The sequence below is a fragment of the Acinetobacter lwoffii genome, assembly GCF_024129735.1.
Lineage (GTDB): Bacteria > Pseudomonadota > Gammaproteobacteria > Pseudomonadales > Moraxellaceae > Acinetobacter > Acinetobacter lwoffii_H.
On sequence record NZ_JAMXXK010000057.1, the window covers coordinates 1 to 18147 of the forward strand.

An 18147-nucleotide genomic window follows, 5' to 3' on the forward strand; every position below is an offset into this window, starting at 1 on the left:
CGGTTTAATTTACTTGCTGGCATATACAATTTAGATTGGGTGAAAGATAAACAATTAAATTGATTGAAAAATGATTTATGAAGGAAGTCTACTGGATATTGTTTTAATTCTGACATCATTATTCTCAAGTCTTAATTTCTATAAAGTTTACATTCGATTCAAATACTGCATTTAACTGCTGTAGCAAGTCCTCCCGATCTTGTAAGGCAGCTTTAATTCTTAAATAACTCATCCGGATATCATCCGGATATAAGTCGAGCAGTTGCTGAGCTTGATCTGTATAGCCTGTGGCTTGCAATACATGCCATTTCGCAAAGCTTAAAACCGGTAATGCCGGATACTTGGTTTCCCAGTGCGAAATCTGTTGTGCAATCGCATCATAATCCGGGTTTTGACGCAATAACTGTTGTTGGAACCACAAATAAAAGACATCCTGATTAAATTGCTGTTCCATTAAATGAATTGCAAGCACTTCATGCTCGGCACTCATTTCTGGCATTCTAAATAATAATTTCAACCATAATAATTTGACCGAATAGTCACGATCAAATATTTGCGGTTTTAAATCTAAATAACGTTGCTGTAAATAAAATAAATCGTCCTGTGTGGCTTGGTCATAGGCTAATAATAATTGTTCAAGCCATGTTTTTTTTACTTCTTGGTCTAAATGCCCATATTGGGTCGAACGTAAATATAACCAGGGAAACTGCATGGCAAATACCCCCCATAAGGCGACAAGGCGCTGCTCATAGGCTGTTTTAACCTGTATTAACCAAGGTGATAATTCATGCTGATTTAAAAACTCTAAATGGGTAAGTGCTTGTTCACCTTGCTGTTGTGATAAATAAATTTCAATCCGCTGTAATTCTGCCAATTCAAATGCCATGGGATTGGACTGATTTAAAGCAGTTAATGCATGGGTATATTGCTGTTGCCCCCAAGATAAACGTGCATCAATAATATGTTTAAGTAAACCCGACTTGGTAAAAGACTGCTGAATAAAATCCCGCTGATCCTGCGCAGCGTTTAATAACCAGATGACTGCCAGTTGTTCATAAGGATGTAAGCGGGAAAAACTAAAGACCGTTTCAGTTTTACGTTGTTCACGGCTGCGATACTGCTTGATCGCATACCAGATGCAATGCATCAGAAAACTCACGCTCACCAAGGATGCGGCCAAAAACCAGAGGGTGGTTTGTAACTGCCACTCGCGCCAATACAGATAGACATAGCCAGCCCCATGTCCATAACTCAGGATACTCAGCCCCGCAATACCAAGCAGGCAGACAAATAAATAGGCTAGCAGAATCTGTTTCATAAGCAATTAGCCCACTAGGGTGCGTGTGTTTAATAATGGAATCGGAGTAATCGGGGTGGCCTTGATTTGATACAATTGCTGAATCCATTTTTGGCTCTGTGCATCCGGCAATTGTTCCAAGACTTCAATCACGGCATTCAGTGCCTGCTGAAAAGCGACAGATTGGTCTTTTTGTAAGGTATTCTGTGCGATGAGCAAGCGCAACTGGGCCTCTTTCAGTACCAGATGCCGTTGCATCAAGACTGTGCTTGGCTGATCTGCGGATTCAACCTGAATCCAGCGCTGCCAGAAAGAGCGTTGAGTTTCTGGACGCTGACGATGTGGTGTCTGAATTTCTTTTTCAATTTCAGCATCCATCTGCACCAAGAGTTCTTTTACTTTATTTTGCTGCACTAATCGACTGTTCACGAATTTTTTCAGCATGTCCTGATCTTTCGCAATCACTTGCTGCAAGCTGCTGACCAAGGCAGGCGCTAAAATATAATCATCCAGCTCATTGGATAACTGAGTTAATTTCTCAATCGCAGTGGCATATTGTTGCTGTTGCAGTGCAAATTCAATCAGATCCAGATGTTGCTGCACCAAGACAATATCATTTTGCATTGCATCAGTTGCCGCTTCATTTACTGACGCTTTCGCTGAAGTAGCTCCAGCACTTTCCTGCTGAGCAGAAATCTGGCGTTTTAAAGCCACGAACTGATCATTGAGATTGGCATTTTGCTGCTGTAACTGATTGATGCTTTGATTGAATTCAGTCTGTGCTGTATTCAGAACATGAAGGTCGTAGCTGAGCTTGATGAGCCACGCCATACTCAAGATGAACAATACAATGAATAGTTTCTTCATGCGTTCCCTAATATCAGCCCCATTTTCTGCAAGATCGTGTTTGCGTCTAAATCATCAATTTGTACGAATTGAAAACTTGCCTGATGCTGCTGTTGATATTCCCCAAGAATATTGGCCAAACGTGGCCCCAAAACCAAATAACAGGCTTGCTGTATAAACTCCGCATTCCTCTGCAAGAGTATCAGCCAGTTTAACCAACTTGCCTCACTGGTGATTAGCACTGCAAAACGCGGCTGTGTCTTAAGCAGCGCCAAATTCTCTGCCAAAATCGTTGCCGTCGTTTTAGGACATTGCCGCCGGTACAAAATAAAGTTTAAAACTTTAATATTGCTGGCACGTAAATGATCCATCATAAATTGACGACCACCTTCTCCGCGCCAGAAAGCCACACCTGAACCAGAAGCCAGTTGCTTCAACACAGGCAATTGCAGCATGCCTTCCGAAGTTTCGACCTCAGGCACATGACTATGAATGCCATAGCTCGCCAGTGCCTGTTCAGTGGCTTTTCCCACTGACACCCAATGCACCTGCGCCAAGGCCGAGAGCTTAATACCCGCCTGTTGTAAATATTGCATGCCAATCTGAGCGGCCGTCGGACTGACCACCACAATAATCTGTGCCTGCTCCAGCTGCTGATACAAAATCGACAGCTCATCGGAATAAGGCATGGCATGCAGTTCGAGCAAGGGCAATTCCAGAACAGACACCTGTGCTGCCTGTAACTGTTGAGTCAAGCCTGCAGCACGATCACTGGGGCGAGTATTAATCAATAACATCAGTGTGAATAGAGTGCTTTCAGCAACTCGCCAGCACCTTGATCAAGCAGGTCTTTTGCCAGCTCTACACCCAATTGCTCCGCAGCTGCCATTTTGCCAGTATGCTGTGCCCGGAGCAAAACTGTTCCATCGACACTGCCCACACGACCTTCGATTGAAATCACACCCTCTTTGAGCGTGGCATAACCAGCAATCGGCACCTGACATCCGCCTTCTAGATAGGCATTAAAGGCACGTTCGGCACGTACACACGCATCTGTATCCGCATGCAGGAGTGGCTGAATCAAGTCCAGCACCGTCTGATCATGAGTACGGCATTCCAGTCCCAATGCCCCTTGACCCACGGCCGGCAGACTGACTTCAGGCGTCAGAGTATGACGAATACGTTCTGCCAGACCCAAGCGTTTTAAACCGGCACTGGCCAGAATAATCGCATCATACTGGCCTGCATCCAGTTTAGATAAACGTGTGCCGACATTACCGCGTAAATCGATAATGTCCAGATCTGGACGCTGTTTTAAAATCTGGGTTTTACGGCGCAAGCTTGAGGTTCCGACTTTGGCGCCTTGTGGCAATTCTTCAAAATTAGTGTAGGTATTCGACACAAAGGCATCTAAGGGATCTTCACGTTCACAGATCACTGCCAGACTCAGACCTTCGGGCAAGGCCATCGGGACATCTTTCATGGAATGCACAGCCAGATCTGCACGACCATCCAGTAAAGCGGCTTCTAATTCTTTTACAAATAGTCCTTTTCCACCAATTTTGGCCAGTGGCGTATCGAGAATTTTATCGCCCTGTGTAACAAAAGTGACTAACTCGACCTGCAAACCAGCGTGCAAATCTTGTAGCCGCGCACGGATATGTTCCGCTTGCCAAAGTGCAAGTGGACTTTGTCGAGTTGCAATTTTTAGGGTCTTCATAAATTTCAATAACAGTAAATGAGAACAATAGTCTAAACTTAACCTGCTCACTTGAAAATGCAAGTGAATTTATACAAGTTTCAACTGAATGCTCTCATTCATCCCCTGCTAAAGCTTTTGAATCCGATCTCGTAAAAACGGTAAATGTCGCCGACTAACCGCCAAACGATCGTCCAGCTCACGACAACGTACCTGATACTGACCAGAACTCACCACTTCCAGACCATCCAGATAATGCACCGAGATCAAGGCATTACGATGAATCCGGATAAACTGGTTCCCAAACTCCTGCTCTAACTCCTTTAAGGTTTCATCAATCAATACACTGCCGTTTTTATGACGCACAGTGACATATTTCTGATCCGCCAGAAAATAATAGATATTTTCAACTGGCACCAATTCGACACCACGATAGGTCTTTGCCGCAATCTGCTGGCGGCTGATATTGATTTCGTCCATATTTTCTTTTTGTTTTAGTTGGCTCATTTGAGCTTGGGTAAGTTTAGTTAAGTGCTCTAAAACCTGTGCCAATTCCTGTTGCATCACCGGTTTAAGTAAGTAGCCTTCGGCATTTGATTTAAATGCATCCAGCGCATGTTGGTCATAGGCCGTACAAAAGACAATGGCCGGCATTGGATCCAGTTGACGCAAATGTTGCGCACAAGCCAGTCCGTTCATTTCAGGCATTTGAATATCTAATAGGATGACATCGGGTTCGTATTGGTGAGCCAGATCAATCGCTTGACGGCCATGGCTTGCTGTCGCCACCACATCATGCCCCAGTTGAGAGACCAAACGTGATAAACGCTCGACGGCCAAAGGCTCATCATCACAAATTAGGATGTCCATTTCTCCTCCTTACCCAGTTAACATCATCAGATGAATGATAAAGCTAACTGCGATTTCTTTGATTTATTTTTATTTATATTGATATCGCACTACCGTCGTAAACATCCCTTCGCCGGCAAAGGTTTGAAAAGTCACACTAGGTCCATAATAAGCTTGCAGACGCTGTCTAACATTTTCTATTGCAATACCATGTCCCTTTTTTAAAATTTTATTATCCTGTGCATAAGGGTTGGTTATGATGATATTAATTTGATTTTGCAATATTTCAACCAATATGCTTATGGTACTCTTTGTGAGAATTTTTTCAACTCCATGGAAAATACTATTTTCTAACAAGGGTTGTAAAGTTAATAATGGAATTTGAACTTGTGAGTATAAGTCTTTGTTTTCTAACTTCCATTCCACCTGCAAACGCTCACCTAGACGGATCTGCTCAATCTCCAGATAGCGCTGGCACAGATCAATTTCCTCCTGCAGGTTGACCAGTTTTAATTCCTGAAAACTGGCACGAAATAACCGTGACAAATTCAACAGCATGTGTTCGGCTTTATCCGGATCGATACTGATCAGGCTGATCACACTATTCATGCTGTTAAACAGGAAATGCGGCTGAATCCGTGCCTGCATGGCCTGAATTCTAGCATTCAGCTCGCTATGCTGCTGCTGCTCCCATTGCTCACGCAAATAAAGATAGCGAAAACAGAAAGTTCCCAGCAAAATTCCCAGACTTAAATGGAGTCCGACCCGATCCAGCGCAATCGCCAGGTTTAAATCCTGAAAATTAAAATTCTGTCCAAAATATATCAAGATATTCAGGTTCACCGTAGTGAGCAGTACAATTGCCTGTAACAGCAGAAATCCAGAAATCAAAGCCAGTTTGATTCCCATACGTTGAAAGGCTTGATGGAACAGCTCGACCAGTGCTGCAAAACATAACAGTACCCAGTTGATATACAGCATATATTGCAGCAGGTGCATTCCATTCAAAGCCTGCCAGGATTGCGCTTCTGCAAGCGCCAGAATCATGGCCAGAATATTGCCGCCAGCAAACAGTTCCAGCAAATAGCGTAGATTGCCGATCTGGCTAAAAAAATAGGAATTTTGCGTCTGTTCGTTTATCGATGTAAAAGATTGAGCAGATGTGACTTCGGCAATGGGCTTTGAATTTGTTATACTCTTTTTCGTTCTACTGCTTTTAATCTGATTGAGCCGACATGACCACATCTTCTAATTCCTCTAATCCATCACACGCCCAGACTTCGGGTATGTGGGGCGGTCGTTTCTCTGAAGCGACTGATGCTTTTGTTGCTGAATTTACAGCATCTGTTCAATTTGACCAACGTTTTTATAAACAAGATATTGCAGGCTCGATTGCCCATGCAACCATGCTGGCAAAAGTGGGCGTACTGACCACGCAAGAACGCGATGACATTATTGAAGGTCTGACAGCGATTCAAGCCGATATTGAAGCAGGCAACTTTGAATGGCGCATTGATTTAGAAGATGTCCACATGAACATTGAGTCACGCCTGACTCAACGTATCGGCATTACTGGCAAGAAACTGCATACCGGTCGTAGCCGTAATGACCAGGTGGCTACAGATATCCGTCTTTATGTACGCGATGAAATCGATAGCATCCTGGAATTACTGAAAAAATTACAAAAAGGTATTTTAAGCTTAGCGGCTAAAAACACCGACACCATCATGCCAGGCTTCACCCACTTGCAAACCGCTCAGCCAGTGACTTTTGGTCATCATCTAATGGCTTGGTTTGAAATGCTGGTACGCGATTCAGAACGTCTGATTGATTGCCGTAAGCGTGTCAACCGTATGCCGCTTGGTTCTGCTGCACTTGCAGGTACTACTTATCCAATCGACCGTGCTTATACTGCTGAACTGCTAGGTTTTGAAGCTGTTGCTGAAAACTCGCTGGATGCAGTATCGGATCGTGACTTTGCGATTGAATTTAATGCCGCTGCATCTTTAATTATGATGCATTTATCACGTATGTCTGAAGAACTGATTCTATGGACATCTGCACAGTTCAAATTCGTGAATATTCCAGATCGCTTCTGTACTGGCTCTTCAATCATGCCGCAGAAGAAAAATCCGGATGTGCCTGAACTGGTACGTGGTAAAACCGGCCGTGTCTATGGCGATTTGATGAGCCTGCTGACTTTAATGAAAGGCCAGCCTCTAGCCTATAACAAAGACAATCAGGAAGATAAAGAGCCATTGTTCGATGCGATCGATACAGTTCGTGGTTCACTCATGGCATTTGCCGACATGATTCCTGCACTGGTTCCAAACATTGCTGAAATGCGCGAAGCAGCGCTGCGTGGTTTCTCAACTGCGACTGACCTAGCTGATTACTTGGTGAAAAACGGCGTTGCATTCCGTGATGCGCATGAGATTGTAGGTAAAGCAGTTGCACTCGGTGTACAAGAATCTAAAGACCTGTCTGAATTGACACTCGAACAGCTGCAACAGTTCTCTGACCTGATTCAAGCAGACGTATTTGAAAAAGCCTTAACTCTTGAAGCCTCAGTAAATGCACGTAACCACATTGGTGGTACCGCGCCTTCTCAAGTGAAAGCAGCCATTGAGCGTGCACATGCGCGTTTGGAACAACTTTACGCATAATTTTGGAGTATGGATATGTCTCGACAAGTTTTTTGCCGTAAGTATCAGGCGGACATGGAAGGTTTAGACTTTGCTCCATTCCCGGGGCCAAAGGGTCAGGAATTGTTTGACACCGTGTCTAAACAGGCTTGGCAAGAATGGCTAAAACACCAGACTACGCTAATTAATGAAAAGCGTTTGAACGTGTTTGAAGCAGATGCGAAAAAGTTTCTTGAAGAACAGCGTGAAAAGTTCTTTAACAATGATGCATCTCTAGAAAAAGCCGAAGGGCTGAAGCCTGAGTAATTTTTAAAGCGTTACTTTAAAAATTATGCAAGACAAGCGCTGAAAGCGCGCTTAGGCTTAAATTAAAAAAGAATCTCCATTATTGGGGATTCTTTTTTTATGTATTGCTCTAAACATTACTCAAGACCAGCGAAGCGGATAGTTTTGAATGTGAAGAGCTCCCCATACAGAAGCTTTTTACATTAAAGCCCTGCCTTTCTTTTTTACGCAAGACAAGGATGAAGTCCGCGTAGGCATAAATCTCCCCCCTATCTCAGGGGATTTTTTGACTAAATCTAGCAAATCTTACTAACCAATATTTAGGGCACAAAAACAGATTATCACTTACCCTATTTTGTTTATCTAGTCTGCCACTATCCTGCTGAAAAACATTTAGATTTGTATCAAAATAATGGATTGTAAAAGCAATATACAGAGTATTCACAAAACACAACATTCTGCTACAAGAAGCCACATGATTAAAAAAAACTGTCTCTCTATAATGAGCCCTAAGAAGATGAGATATCTTTGAATAACTATAATAATAAGCAACAAATACCCCGATTTCATCCCAGTTCTTCCCCCAAAGACTGGGTATTTTTTTGCCTGCAATTTGCCGATTGGCTTGATAATTTAAGCGCATAAAAAAAGCCCCCCTTTCAAGGAGCTTCTCTTTTCATTTCGATTAAGGCTGTTTCAGATATGGCCAAGCCGCTTTCAGATAAATGAACATCGACCATAAAGTGAGTACCACTGCGGTGTATAGCAAGGCATACGCCAGCATTTCTAGCGGTGGCCAGTTCAGCAGGAATACGGTGATAGCGATCATCTGAAAAGCGGTTTTGTATTTACCCACTGTTGAAACCGCAACATTGGTCCGCGCACCGAGTTCTGCCATCCATTCACGCAGGGCTGAAACGGTAATTTCACGCGAAATAATTACAATCGCAGCAAAAGCCATCGACATGGAAGGCTGCCATTGCACCAATACAATCAGTGCAGCTGCGACCATCAATTTATCTGCGACCGGATCGAGAAACCGCCCAAAAGCGGAAGTCTGGTTTAATGTACGTGCCAGATAGCCATCAAACCAGTCCGTTACCGCAGCCACCACAAAGATCGTGGTTAAAATGATATGCCGCGTCATATCGGGGTTATGAGCATCAAAGCCCATTGCAGGCGGCCAGTAAGCCACCAATAAAAATACCGGAATAAGAGCGATACGCGCCAAGGTCAAGATATTTGGAATATTCAGGATACGACCTGTAGTCATAGACACCGCCAATTGTTCCCCTCATGTACGATGAAAATGCACACTTTTTTAGAGGTTTGATCCATCATTAATAGGCTTCACTTTATACGAATTGACTTGCAGTGTCACTAGGCAAACACCGTCACTGTTTGTCTTGCCATCGCAATCAGGCGATTTTCGGCATCCCAGAGATAGGCATGCTCCGTCGCATAACCATCCGCAGCATAGTCGGTAAATACTTTATATTTAAACCAATCATGCAATTGATGTTGAACCGGATGCACATAGGTCACTGTCCAGGTCAGACTACTCGCAGGTGCCATGTTTTTAAACATCGGTAACACCCCGGGTGGCCAGATATCAAAGATGGCCATCAGGTCGGCGACCAAAAATTCACGGTTGTGATGCTTTTCAGGATGAAATCGGCACCAGCCACCAAAGTCCGGACGAGGACTGGCACTACAAGGTAGATTGACATCCGCCCAGGCTACTTCGAAATGGTCATAACAGTCTGGCATACCATAGCCAACAGGAATCTGAAACAGCTGCTCTGGCGCAGCATAGTCGGGTGCCTGAACTTGTTGCTGTACCTGAATCTCTGAATCACGGGAAATACCAAAACTGGCAATCAGAATACTTTGCACCGCGTCGTCCTGCCATAAGCGCACTTCAATCGTGGTCACTGACTTGCCTTGCCGCAGGATTTCAGCCGTCAACCGTACTTTGGCTTGCTGAATCGGGCCGACAAAGGTCACACTGCAACTGAGTAAATGCTTGGCCGGATCATTGATGTGAGTGACAGCTTTCTGCATCATCATCGCGGCAGCCAGACCGCCATACAGGGTACGCCCCTGTAGCCATCCCTGTGGAAACTCTACCCATTCCTGTTCGGCAATTTGTGCATAAAGTGCATGCAAAGACATGTTGATCCCTCAGTAAGTCTTGATGCTCAGTATATTCGGCAAAATTCATCAGGTTGTGAATGTCACGTGACCTATGCGTCAATGCGCATTTTTGCCCTTGCATTCGAACCCCAAGTTATTCATGCAGCACTTTATAAATCATCCGCGCCATGACTGAACCCAGTCCCGGCACCAGTTGCAGATCTCTTTCTGAGGCTTTCAGTACGCCCTGAATCCCGCCAAAATGGGTCAGCAAATCCCGACGGCGTTTTGGTCCGAGCCCCGGAATAACTTCCAGCACTGATGAACCTCGTTTCTTGTCACGTTTAGCACGATGCTTGGTAATCGCAAAGCGGTGTGCTTCATCACGTACCTGCTGAATCAGATGCAGCGCCTTATGATCCTCCGGTAATTGAATTTTACTGCCATCGGTAAAGTGCAGGGTTTCCAGACCGGGCTTACGTCCCTCACCTTTGGACACACCGACCATAAAGGCCTCTAAGCCTAGTTCCTGCATGACTTCCATCGCCATATGCAATTGCCCCTTGCCACCATCAATCAGCAGCAAGTCCGGTAACAGGGCTTTCTTATAACGACGGGTCAGCGCCTGACGCATGGCGGCATAGTCATCACCTGCCTGAATATCATGAATGGAAAACTGGCGATAGTCGCGCTTGCGCGCGCCCCCACTATCAAAGACCACACAGGAGGCCACGGTATCTTCACCCATAGTATGCGAAATATCGAAGCACTCAATCCGATCTACAGGACGGCCGACCACCTGCTCCAGCTGATGAAAACGCTCATTTAATTCTATATGATTGGCCAGCTTGCCCTGAATCGCGTGCTGTACATTCATCTGCGCCAGTTCCAGCCATTCGGCTCGAGTTTCGCGGACTTTGGACTTGATCTGGATTTTCTTGCCAAAATGCTGCGACAGTGCTGCTTCCAGTTCTTTACGATCAGCCACTTCCAGATTGACAATCAGTTCAGCCGGGATTTCATCTGCCACCTGAAAATAAAAATTGGCAATAAAATCGGCCAGCATCTGCCCCAGGTCATCACTGAGCATATCCGGGAAATAACTTTTTCCACCCAGCATTTTACCGTTGCGCACATGCATGATCTGCACACAGGTCACCCCGGCCTGATAGGCAATCGACAGGATGTCGGCCTCGCCTTTGAGCCTATAGATCGCCTGCTGCGACTGTACGTCTCTTAACAACGCCATCCGGTCCCGATAGAACACCGCTTTTTCAAATTCCAGCGCTTCAGCGGCCGCTTCCATTTTTGTGATCAGTTCCTGATTCAGCTCCTTGGTATCGCCCTGTAAAAAGCGGATCGAGTTATCGACATCTGCCTTATAGTCTTCCGGAGAAATAAATCCGACACAGGGCGCAGAGCAGCGTTTGATCTGGTATTGCAGACATGGCCGGGTCCGGTTGGCAAAAAAACTGTTGTCACAGGAACGCACATTGAACAGTTTTTGCAGCACCACCAGAGTATCCCGCGCCGTATAAGCACTGGGATAAGGTCCAAAAAACTTGCCCACCTGGTGCTTGCCCTTGCCGCGCCCACTGGCTAAACGCGGATAGGGCTTATCGGCCGAAACAAAAATATAGACATAAGATTTGTCATCACGCAGCATGATGTTATACGGCGGATGATGCTGCTTGATCAGGTTCTGTTCTAGCAACAAGGCTTCAGTTTCAGAACGTACCACCAAGGTCTGGATATCATAAATCCGTGCCACCAAGGCCTGGGTTTTGGGATGATCCAGCGTTTTGACAAAATAGCTGGAGACCCGGTTTTTCAGGTTTTTGGCTTTACCCACATACAATAATTCGCCGTCTTTGCCATACATCCGGTAGACCCCGGGCAGGCTGGTCATATTCGCCAGGATTTTTTCAATATGGGGGCGTGCGTTTTCGTTCACCTAAAGCCTATTTTTCACCTACAATCTGCAGATATATGTGATGATTGTTGCGTCCTTTTCAAGCAAAAACACAAAATTCCCCTGAAGTTGCCATCCAATCTTAAAGTTCCTGTCGGGTTATCCCCCCAATCTATAATCCTCACGGCATAAACTGATTGTTAAAAGCTATAAATTTCAACCTTTAACTTTGTTATGCTCAAAAAGTCTAGTTTTGAGATGATTCGCATGACCATGCAGCAATCGGACATTCATATTGTTCAACCCTCCACCTCCACCCATAGCCTGTCTGAACGTGATCGCCTGATTGGCAAACCGCGTTTTCATTTCGAGCCGAGTAGTGTAATGCAGCTGCTGCGTGAACGGATTATTGGGCAGGATGCAGCTCTGAATGAAATTGAAAAAATGCTGCATGTGGTCAAGGCAGATTTTTCTAGTCCGGATCGCCCTTTGTCGGTTACCTTGATGCTGGGCCCCACTGGCGTCGGTAAAACCGAAACCGTACGTCTGATTGCCGAAGCGATCTATGGCCGCCCAGATGCCTTCTGCCGGATTGATATGAATACTCTGGCACAGGAACATTATGCAGCGGCTTTGACCGGCGCACCGCCCGGTTATGTGGGATCCAAGGAAGGTCACAGCCTGTTTGATGAAACTGCGATTGCCGGCAGCCACACCCGTCCCGGCATCATGCTGTTTGATGAGCTGGAAAAAGCCAGTACCGAAGTAATTCGCGGCTTGATGAACGTGCTGGATACTGGCCGGCTGACTTTGACAGCGGGCACTAAAACTATCGATTTTCGCAACTGCATGATCTTTATGACCAGCAATGTCGGGGCACAGGCAGCGCAGCAATATCTGGACAAACTCAGTTATCTGCCTGAGAAAATGCAGGCCCTGTGTCTGAAGCGCGTTCCCACCCAGCGCATCATTGAAAAAGTGATGCAGCGTAAATTCGACCCCGAGTTTCTGAATCGGATTGACCGCAGCCTGCATTATCAGGCGGTACAGAGCGATGCCCTGCCACGTCTGGTCGAAATTGAACTGGATAAACTGAACAAGCGCTTGCAACATCAGCAACGCAGCGTGCATTTAAGCGCTGCAGCCAAAGCCTATTTCTATCAGGGCCATGATATTCGTTACGGCGCCCGGCATTTGGGTCGCAAAATGCGTACCGAACTGGAGCCGATTCTGGCCCTGTATTTTTTAAACCAGCCTGAGAAGTTCAGTCTGCATCTGGACTGTGTCGATGGACAACTTATGGTTCTGCCTGAGCAAGCAAAAGCTTAACTAAGGCAGACTCGATATCAGTTTTTCTTCGACTGAAGCACCTGTATAAAAGCAGTCTGATCTTTGGGTGAAACCAATATAAATTTCTGCACGCCCGCATCTGTATAGTCAATTCGCAGACGCTTTAAGGATAAGGCTGGCGCAATGATAGAGTGATCTGTCGGCTGGATGGACTGGATTGCGCTTAACGGAATCTGCCAGCTTAACCACAGGCTTTTAATGATTAACTGATCCTTGTTAATGCTATAGCGCGTACTCCACAGCGGCCACCATAGAATAAGAATGGTCAGGACATAAACTGCAGTATGCAGCGGATATTGCTGCATGGTCCCTTTGGCCTGCATGGTTAGCAGCAGTTGCAGCAGCAGGCCACTCATACAAATCACAAAAGCCAGCAACCACCAGTCTTTTTTAGAACGAAACATGTGCATCGATATCCCCCATATCTTGGTGCAAGATCATCATAAACAATTCCATAGCAGATGACAGGGATTCAACCCGGCAGGATAGAAATTATTTCAAATCACACATCGACAGGATCGTTCTCATTTTCGATCTCCTCAGAAAAGTTCAGCAGCCAGAATGAGCTACTGCGCTTTTATTTGTGCTGATTGAACAATATCAGCAAAGACCTGAAAGCCCTGCGATCAGCATGATTCGAGGCTAAAAATGGCACATTCAAGGATGAAAATTGACTGAATTGACAAAACTCCGCTAGAAATGCACCTTGAAAATCAGTCACCCTGCTCCATATCTATCAGGCTGATTGATAAAAAATAATGAATTGAAACAAAATCTTTGGTTCATCTGCTTTTAGAAAACTGATAGGAAAAGTCATAGCCGGTCGGATCAAGCCGGCAGAAATTGATGACCATTGCGTCACGGCTTGATACAACTTGTTATGTTCTTTTTGGATATAGTTATCGTAAGATTAGCGAAGTCAAAAAGTGCGCGGGACATGCGCACTTGCTTCACAACATCAACTTAGAAGTCCTCCAAAATAAAGGAGATCAGGGCATGATCCACGCTGGCAATGCCATTACCGTCCAAATGCTTGAGGACGGGATTGCAGAATTCCGCTTTGACTTACAAGGTGAGTCCGTTAACAAATTCAACCGTGCAACGATTGAAGATTTCAAGGCTGCTATCGAAGCCGTCTCCCATGCCGATATTCAAGGTCTGATTGTGACTTCAGGCAAATCTACATTTATTGTAGGTGCTGATATCACTGAATTCGGCGACAACTTTGCTCAGGGTGAACAAGCGATTGTTGACTGGGCAATGCCAGTACATGAAATTTTTAACAGCTTCGAAGACCTCGATATTCCTAAAGTGGCGGCCATTAATGGCATGGCACTCGGTGGCGGTTTCGAAATGTGCCTGGTGTGTGACTACCGTGTCATGTCAGAACAGGCGCAAGTGGGCCTGCCTGAAATCAAGCTGGGGATCTTCCCGGGCTTCGGTGGTACAGTACGTTTAAGCCGTCTGATCGGTATCGACAACGCGGTAGAATGGATGGCAATGGCCAATCCTAAAAAGCCGGCTGCCGCACTGAAAGACGGCGCAGTCGATGCTGTCGTTCCTGCTGACAAGCTACAAGATGCTGCACTTGATCTGGTGAAACAGGCGATTCATGGCCGTTTAGACTGGAAAACCAAGCGTCAGGAAAAACTCGATCCAGTTAAACTCAGCCCGATCGAACAGATGATGGCGTTTAACTCATCGAAAGGCATGGTTTTAGCAAAAGCGAATCCGGCTCAATACCCTGCGCCAAAATTATTACTTGATTCTCTGCAAGCGGGTGCGAGCCTGCATCGTGATGACGCGCTGAAAGCGGAAGCTGAAGGCTTTGCCAAAGCAGCGGTAACACCACAAGCAGGTGCCTTGATCGGTTTGTTCCTGAACGACCAGATCGTGAAAAAAACCTCGAAGCGCTATGAAAAAGGTGCGCATCCAGTGAACCAGGCGGCTGTTCTAGGCGCGGGTATCATGGGTGGTGGTATTGCTTACCAGGCGGCGAGCAAAGGCACACCGATCATCATGAAAGACATCGGTAACCAGCAACTAGCTTTGGGTATGAAAGAAGCCAATGGTTTACTGACCAAACAAGTTGAACGTAAGAAGATGAAGCCTGCTCAAATGGGTGAAACTCTTGCGCGCATCCGTCCAACTTTAAGCTATGACGAGTTTAAAGAAGTGGACATCGTGATCGAAGCCGTGACTGAAAATCCAAAAGTCAAAGGTATCGTACTGAAAGAAACTGAAGCGAAAGTTCGTGACAACACAATCATTGCATCTAATACTTCTACGATTTCAATCACGCGCCTGGCTGAAAACCTAGAACGTCCTGAAAACTTCGTGGGCATGCACTTCTTTAACCCGGTACATATGATGCCACTGGTTGAAGTGATTCGTGGGGCGAAGACTTCTGACGAAGCGATTGCAACGACTGTAGTACTTGCTCAGAAAATGGGTAAAACACCAATCGTGGTCAATGACTGCCCGGGCTTCCTGGTCAACCGCGTACTGTTCCCTTACTTCGGTGCATTTGACCTGTTGCTTAAAGATGGCGCTGACTTCCAGCAAATCGATAAAGTCATGGAAAAATTTGGCTGGCCAATGGGTCCTGCTTACCTGATGGACGTTGTCGGTATCGACACTGGCGTACACGGTGCAGAAGTGATGGCTGAAGGTTTCCCGGATCGCATGAAACCTGATTTCAAAGGTTCGATTCAGGTAATGTACGAAAACAAACGTCTGGGTCAAAAGAACGACGTTGGTTTCTACAAGTATGAACTTGACCGTAAAGGCAAAAAAGCAAAAGTGGTTGATCCAACTGCGTATGAGCTTGTGGCATCTGTTGCAACTGCGGAAAAACGTGAATTTGATGCTCAGGAAATCATTGATCGCATGATGCTGGCTTTCTGTAACGAAACTGTTCGTTGCCTGGAAGACAACATTGTAGCCACTGCTGCTGAAGCAGATATGGCCATGATCATGGGTGTTGGTTTCCCTCCATTCCGTGGTGGTCCATGCCGTTACATCGATCAAACCGGTGTAGCTGAGTATGTTGCGCTTTGCAATAAGTATGCGCACCTTGGTAAAGCTTATGAAGCGCCAGAAATGTTGCGCGAAATGGCTGCTAACAACAAAAAATTCTACGGTTAAGGAGCAACGTGAATGGCTACTTTAAATCCACGTGACGTTGTCATCGTTGATGGCGTACGTTCAGCAATGGGTAAAACCAAAAACGGTATGTTCCGCAATGTACGTGCCGACTCGATGTCTGCTGAGCTTGTCCGTGCCCTGCTGGTACGTAACGAATTCGACCCGCATGAAGTTGAAGACGTAATCTGGGGCTGTGTCAACCAAACCCTAGAACAAGGTATGAACATTGCCCGTAATATCGCATTACTGGCAGACTTGCCGAAGACTGTTGCAGGTCAAACGGTGAACCGTCTTTGTGGTTCGTCTATGCAGGCGATTCACACTGCGGCTGCGCAAATTGCAACGAACCAGGGTGATATCTTCATCATCGGTGGTGTTGAGCACATGGGCCATGTGGGCATGATGCACGGCATCGACCTGAATCCTGAAGCGTCTAAACATTATGCCAAAGCGTCGAACATGATGGGCTTAACTGCTGAAATGCTCGGTCGCATGAACGGTATTAGCCGTGAAGAACAGGATGCATTCGGTGTGGAATCACATCGCCGTGCCTGGGCTGCGACTGAAAACGGTCTGTTCCAGAATGAGATCGTCGGCATTGAAGGTCATAATGCTGATGGCTACAAAATCCTGTGTGATATTGATGAAGTGATCCGTCCAGATGCGAACCTTGAATCGTTCAAATCTTTGCGTCCAGTCTTCGATCCGAAAGGCGGTACAGTAACTGCAGCGACTTCTTCAGCTTTGTCTGATGGTGCTTCTGCAATGTTGTTGATGTCTGCTGAACGTGCTCAAGCTTTAGGTCTTAAGCCACGTGCTGTAATTCGCTCTATGGCGGTTGCAGGCTGTGATGCTGCGATCATGGGTTATGGTCCGGTTCCGGCAACACAAAAAGCGTTGAAACGCGCTGGCCTGTCAATTGCTGATATTCAGACTTTTGAATTGAACGAAGCCTTTGCTGCACAAGGTCTGTCTGTTCTTAAAGGCTTAGGTATTTATGACAAGCAAGACATCGTGAACCATAACGGTGGCGCGATTGCATTGGGTCACCCATTGGGTTGTTCTGGTGCGCGTATCACAACAACATTGTTGAATGTAATGGAACAGCAAGATACACAAATCGGTCTTGCGACCATGTGTATCGGTCTAGGTCAAGGTATTGCAACAGTGATCGAACGTGTTTAATTCTTAAATACTTTGATCAAGAAAATCCTCGCTCTATGCGGGGATTTTTTATACAATATAATCAATTAGATAACAGACAATAAAATGCAACCAGAAGATATAGCTAAATTTAGAATAAAATATCCTAAAATAACCAAATTATTTGAAATCATTAATAATTTAGTATCTAAAAATTTAGTACGCTTTCTTTTATTGCCTATTATTTATGCTTTACCAGTATTTTTCATTAATTCTAGTTTTAGTAATAGTTCATTAGCTCATTTTATTACTGAAAATCTTGGAACTTTTGGGGTTCTCATTGTTGAAAAACAAGCTTGGATTATTATTAGTGCTTTTCTAATATATGCATTAATTACATATGGTTATTCATATATAAAGCTTATAGCTGAATATACAGAACCCCCTCCTCCAGATTTAAGTAAGCAACATGCGATTTCTATAATACAAACTTTAGAAATTATTGTTCAAACAAAATATAAAAGATTTATTGATACTCTTAAAATAAATACATCTGCTAAAGATATATTCAATACGATCACTCAGCCAAATTTACAGAAAGACATTATTATTCAAGCAATTAAAAGTCACTTAGAAATTCAATTTCCAAATACTTTAATCAAAGTTGGATTAATGCGTGTTTCAAATAAACTGTGTACTGAATGGGAAAATTATTTACCAACTCATATTGGACCAAAAACTCCAATAAATAGACTTCCTTCATAAATCATTTTTCAATCAATTTAATTGTTTATCTTTCACCCAATCTAAATTGTATATGCCAGCAAGTAAATTAAAC

17 protein-coding genes are annotated in these 18147 nt (G+C 44.9%); 6 read left to right on the forward strand and 11 right to left on the reverse strand.

Annotation, left to right across the window (positions count from 1 at the left end; translation table 11 throughout):
• Window positions 1-124 precede the first annotated feature (124 nt).
• The 6 genes from NI469_RS13640 to NI469_RS13665 form a co-directional block, all read right to left on the reverse strand.
• Window positions 125-1318 carry a heme biosynthesis protein HemY gene (locus tag NI469_RS13640; protein WP_253146625.1) on the reverse strand — a complete coding sequence of 398 codons (1194 nt, stop codon included), beginning with the start codon at window positions 1316-1318 and terminating at the stop codon, window positions 125-127.
• A gap of 6 nt (window positions 1319-1324) precedes the next feature.
• Window positions 1325-2164, reverse strand: a complete 840-nt coding sequence (locus NI469_RS13645) for a hypothetical protein (protein ID WP_155861689.1) — start codon at window positions 2162-2164, stop codon at window positions 1325-1327.
• Complete coding sequence (locus NI469_RS13650) at window positions 2161-2940, reverse strand: uroporphyrinogen-III synthase (RefSeq protein WP_253146626.1); 780 nt, start codon at window positions 2938-2940, stop codon at window positions 2161-2163. The genes NI469_RS13645 and NI469_RS13650 overlap by 4 nt, the downstream gene beginning before the upstream one ends.
• The gene (hemC, locus tag NI469_RS13655; protein WP_253175510.1) at window positions 2940-3863 is read right to left on the reverse strand and encodes a hydroxymethylbilane synthase; all 924 of its coding nucleotides are present in this window, start codon (window positions 3861-3863) and stop codon (window positions 2940-2942) included. Before hemC ends, NI469_RS13650 begins: the two co-directional genes overlap by 1 nt.
• 108 nt (window positions 3864-3971) lie before the next feature.
• Complete coding sequence (locus NI469_RS13660; protein WP_004278633.1) at window positions 3972-4712, reverse strand: LytR/AlgR family response regulator transcription factor; 741 nt, start codon at window positions 4710-4712, stop codon at window positions 3972-3974.
• Window positions 4713-4781: 69 nt separating this feature from the next.
• The gene (locus NI469_RS13665; RefSeq protein ID WP_253175512.1) at window positions 4782-5936 is read right to left on the reverse strand and encodes a sensor histidine kinase; all 1155 of its coding nucleotides are present in this window, start codon (window positions 5934-5936) and stop codon (window positions 4782-4784) included.
• Here NI469_RS13665 and argH point away from each other — a divergent pair.
• Both argH and NI469_RS13675 read left to right on the forward strand, forming a co-directional pair.
• The gene (gene argH, locus NI469_RS13670; protein ID WP_253175514.1) at window positions 5927-7357 is read left to right on the forward strand and encodes an argininosuccinate lyase; all 1431 of its coding nucleotides are present in this window, start codon (window positions 5927-5929) and stop codon (window positions 7355-7357) included. The two genes, NI469_RS13665 and argH, sit on opposite strands and share 10 nt — an antisense overlap.
• Window positions 7358-7372: 15 nt before the next feature.
• Window positions 7373-7642: an oxidative damage protection protein gene (locus tag NI469_RS13675; protein ID WP_004278636.1), complete on the forward strand. Its 270-nt coding sequence runs from the start codon at window positions 7373-7375 to the stop codon at window positions 7640-7642.
• 253 nt (window positions 7643-7895) lie between these two features.
• Here the strand turns inward: NI469_RS13675 and NI469_RS13680 are convergent, their stop codons facing one another.
• The 4 genes from NI469_RS13680 to uvrC all read right to left on the reverse strand — a co-directional run bounded on the left by NI469_RS13680 (window position 7896) and on the right by uvrC (window position 11711).
• Window positions 7896-8264, reverse strand: coding sequence for a hypothetical protein (locus NI469_RS13680; RefSeq protein ID WP_253175516.1), 369 nt, complete (start codon window positions 8262-8264; stop codon window positions 7896-7898).
• A gap of 42 nt (window positions 8265-8306) precedes the next feature.
• Window positions 8307-8894 carry a CDP-diacylglycerol--glycerol-3-phosphate 3-phosphatidyltransferase gene (pgsA, locus tag NI469_RS13685; protein ID WP_016806864.1) on the reverse strand — a complete coding sequence of 196 codons (588 nt, stop codon included), beginning with the start codon at window positions 8892-8894 and terminating at the stop codon, window positions 8307-8309.
• Window positions 8895-9001: 107 nt separating this feature from the next.
• Complete coding sequence (locus NI469_RS13690) at window positions 9002-9796, reverse strand: thioesterase family protein (RefSeq protein WP_253112463.1); 795 nt, start codon at window positions 9794-9796, stop codon at window positions 9002-9004.
• A 115-nt stretch (window positions 9797-9911) separates the two neighbouring features.
• A complete protein-coding gene (gene uvrC, locus NI469_RS13695) occupies window positions 9912-11711 on the reverse strand; it encodes an excinuclease ABC subunit UvrC (protein WP_253175518.1) in 1800 nt (599 codons plus the stop codon).
• Window positions 11712-11936: 225 nt separating this feature from the next.
• Between uvrC and NI469_RS13700 the strand changes: the two genes are divergently transcribed.
• On the forward strand, window positions 11937-12998 hold the full coding sequence (locus NI469_RS13700) for an AAA family ATPase (protein WP_253175519.1): 1062 nt from the start codon (window positions 11937-11939) through the stop codon (window positions 12996-12998).
• Between the two features lie 17 nt (window positions 12999-13015).
• Here the strand turns inward: NI469_RS13700 and NI469_RS13705 are convergent, their stop codons facing one another.
• The gene (locus tag NI469_RS13705; RefSeq protein WP_253175521.1) at window positions 13016-13429 is read right to left on the reverse strand and encodes a PH domain-containing protein; all 414 of its coding nucleotides are present in this window, start codon (window positions 13427-13429) and stop codon (window positions 13016-13018) included.
• 586 nt (window positions 13430-14015) lie between these two features.
• Between NI469_RS13705 and fadB the strand changes: the two genes are divergently transcribed.
• The 3 genes from fadB to NI469_RS13720 all read left to right on the forward strand — a co-directional run bounded on the left by fadB (window position 14016) and on the right by NI469_RS13720 (window position 18074).
• A complete protein-coding gene (gene fadB / locus NI469_RS13710; RefSeq protein WP_180181403.1) occupies window positions 14016-16166 on the forward strand; it encodes a fatty acid oxidation complex subunit alpha FadB in 2151 nt (716 codons plus the stop codon).
• Between the two features lie 12 nt (window positions 16167-16178).
• The gene (gene fadA / locus NI469_RS13715; protein WP_004729264.1) at window positions 16179-17351 is read left to right on the forward strand and encodes an acetyl-CoA C-acyltransferase FadA; all 1173 of its coding nucleotides are present in this window, start codon (window positions 16179-16181) and stop codon (window positions 17349-17351) included.
• Window positions 17352-17435: 84 nt separating this feature from the next.
• Complete coding sequence (locus NI469_RS13720; protein WP_253175522.1) at window positions 17436-18074, forward strand: hypothetical protein; 639 nt, start codon at window positions 17436-17438, stop codon at window positions 18072-18074.
• Window positions 18075-18147 lie beyond the last annotated feature (73 nt).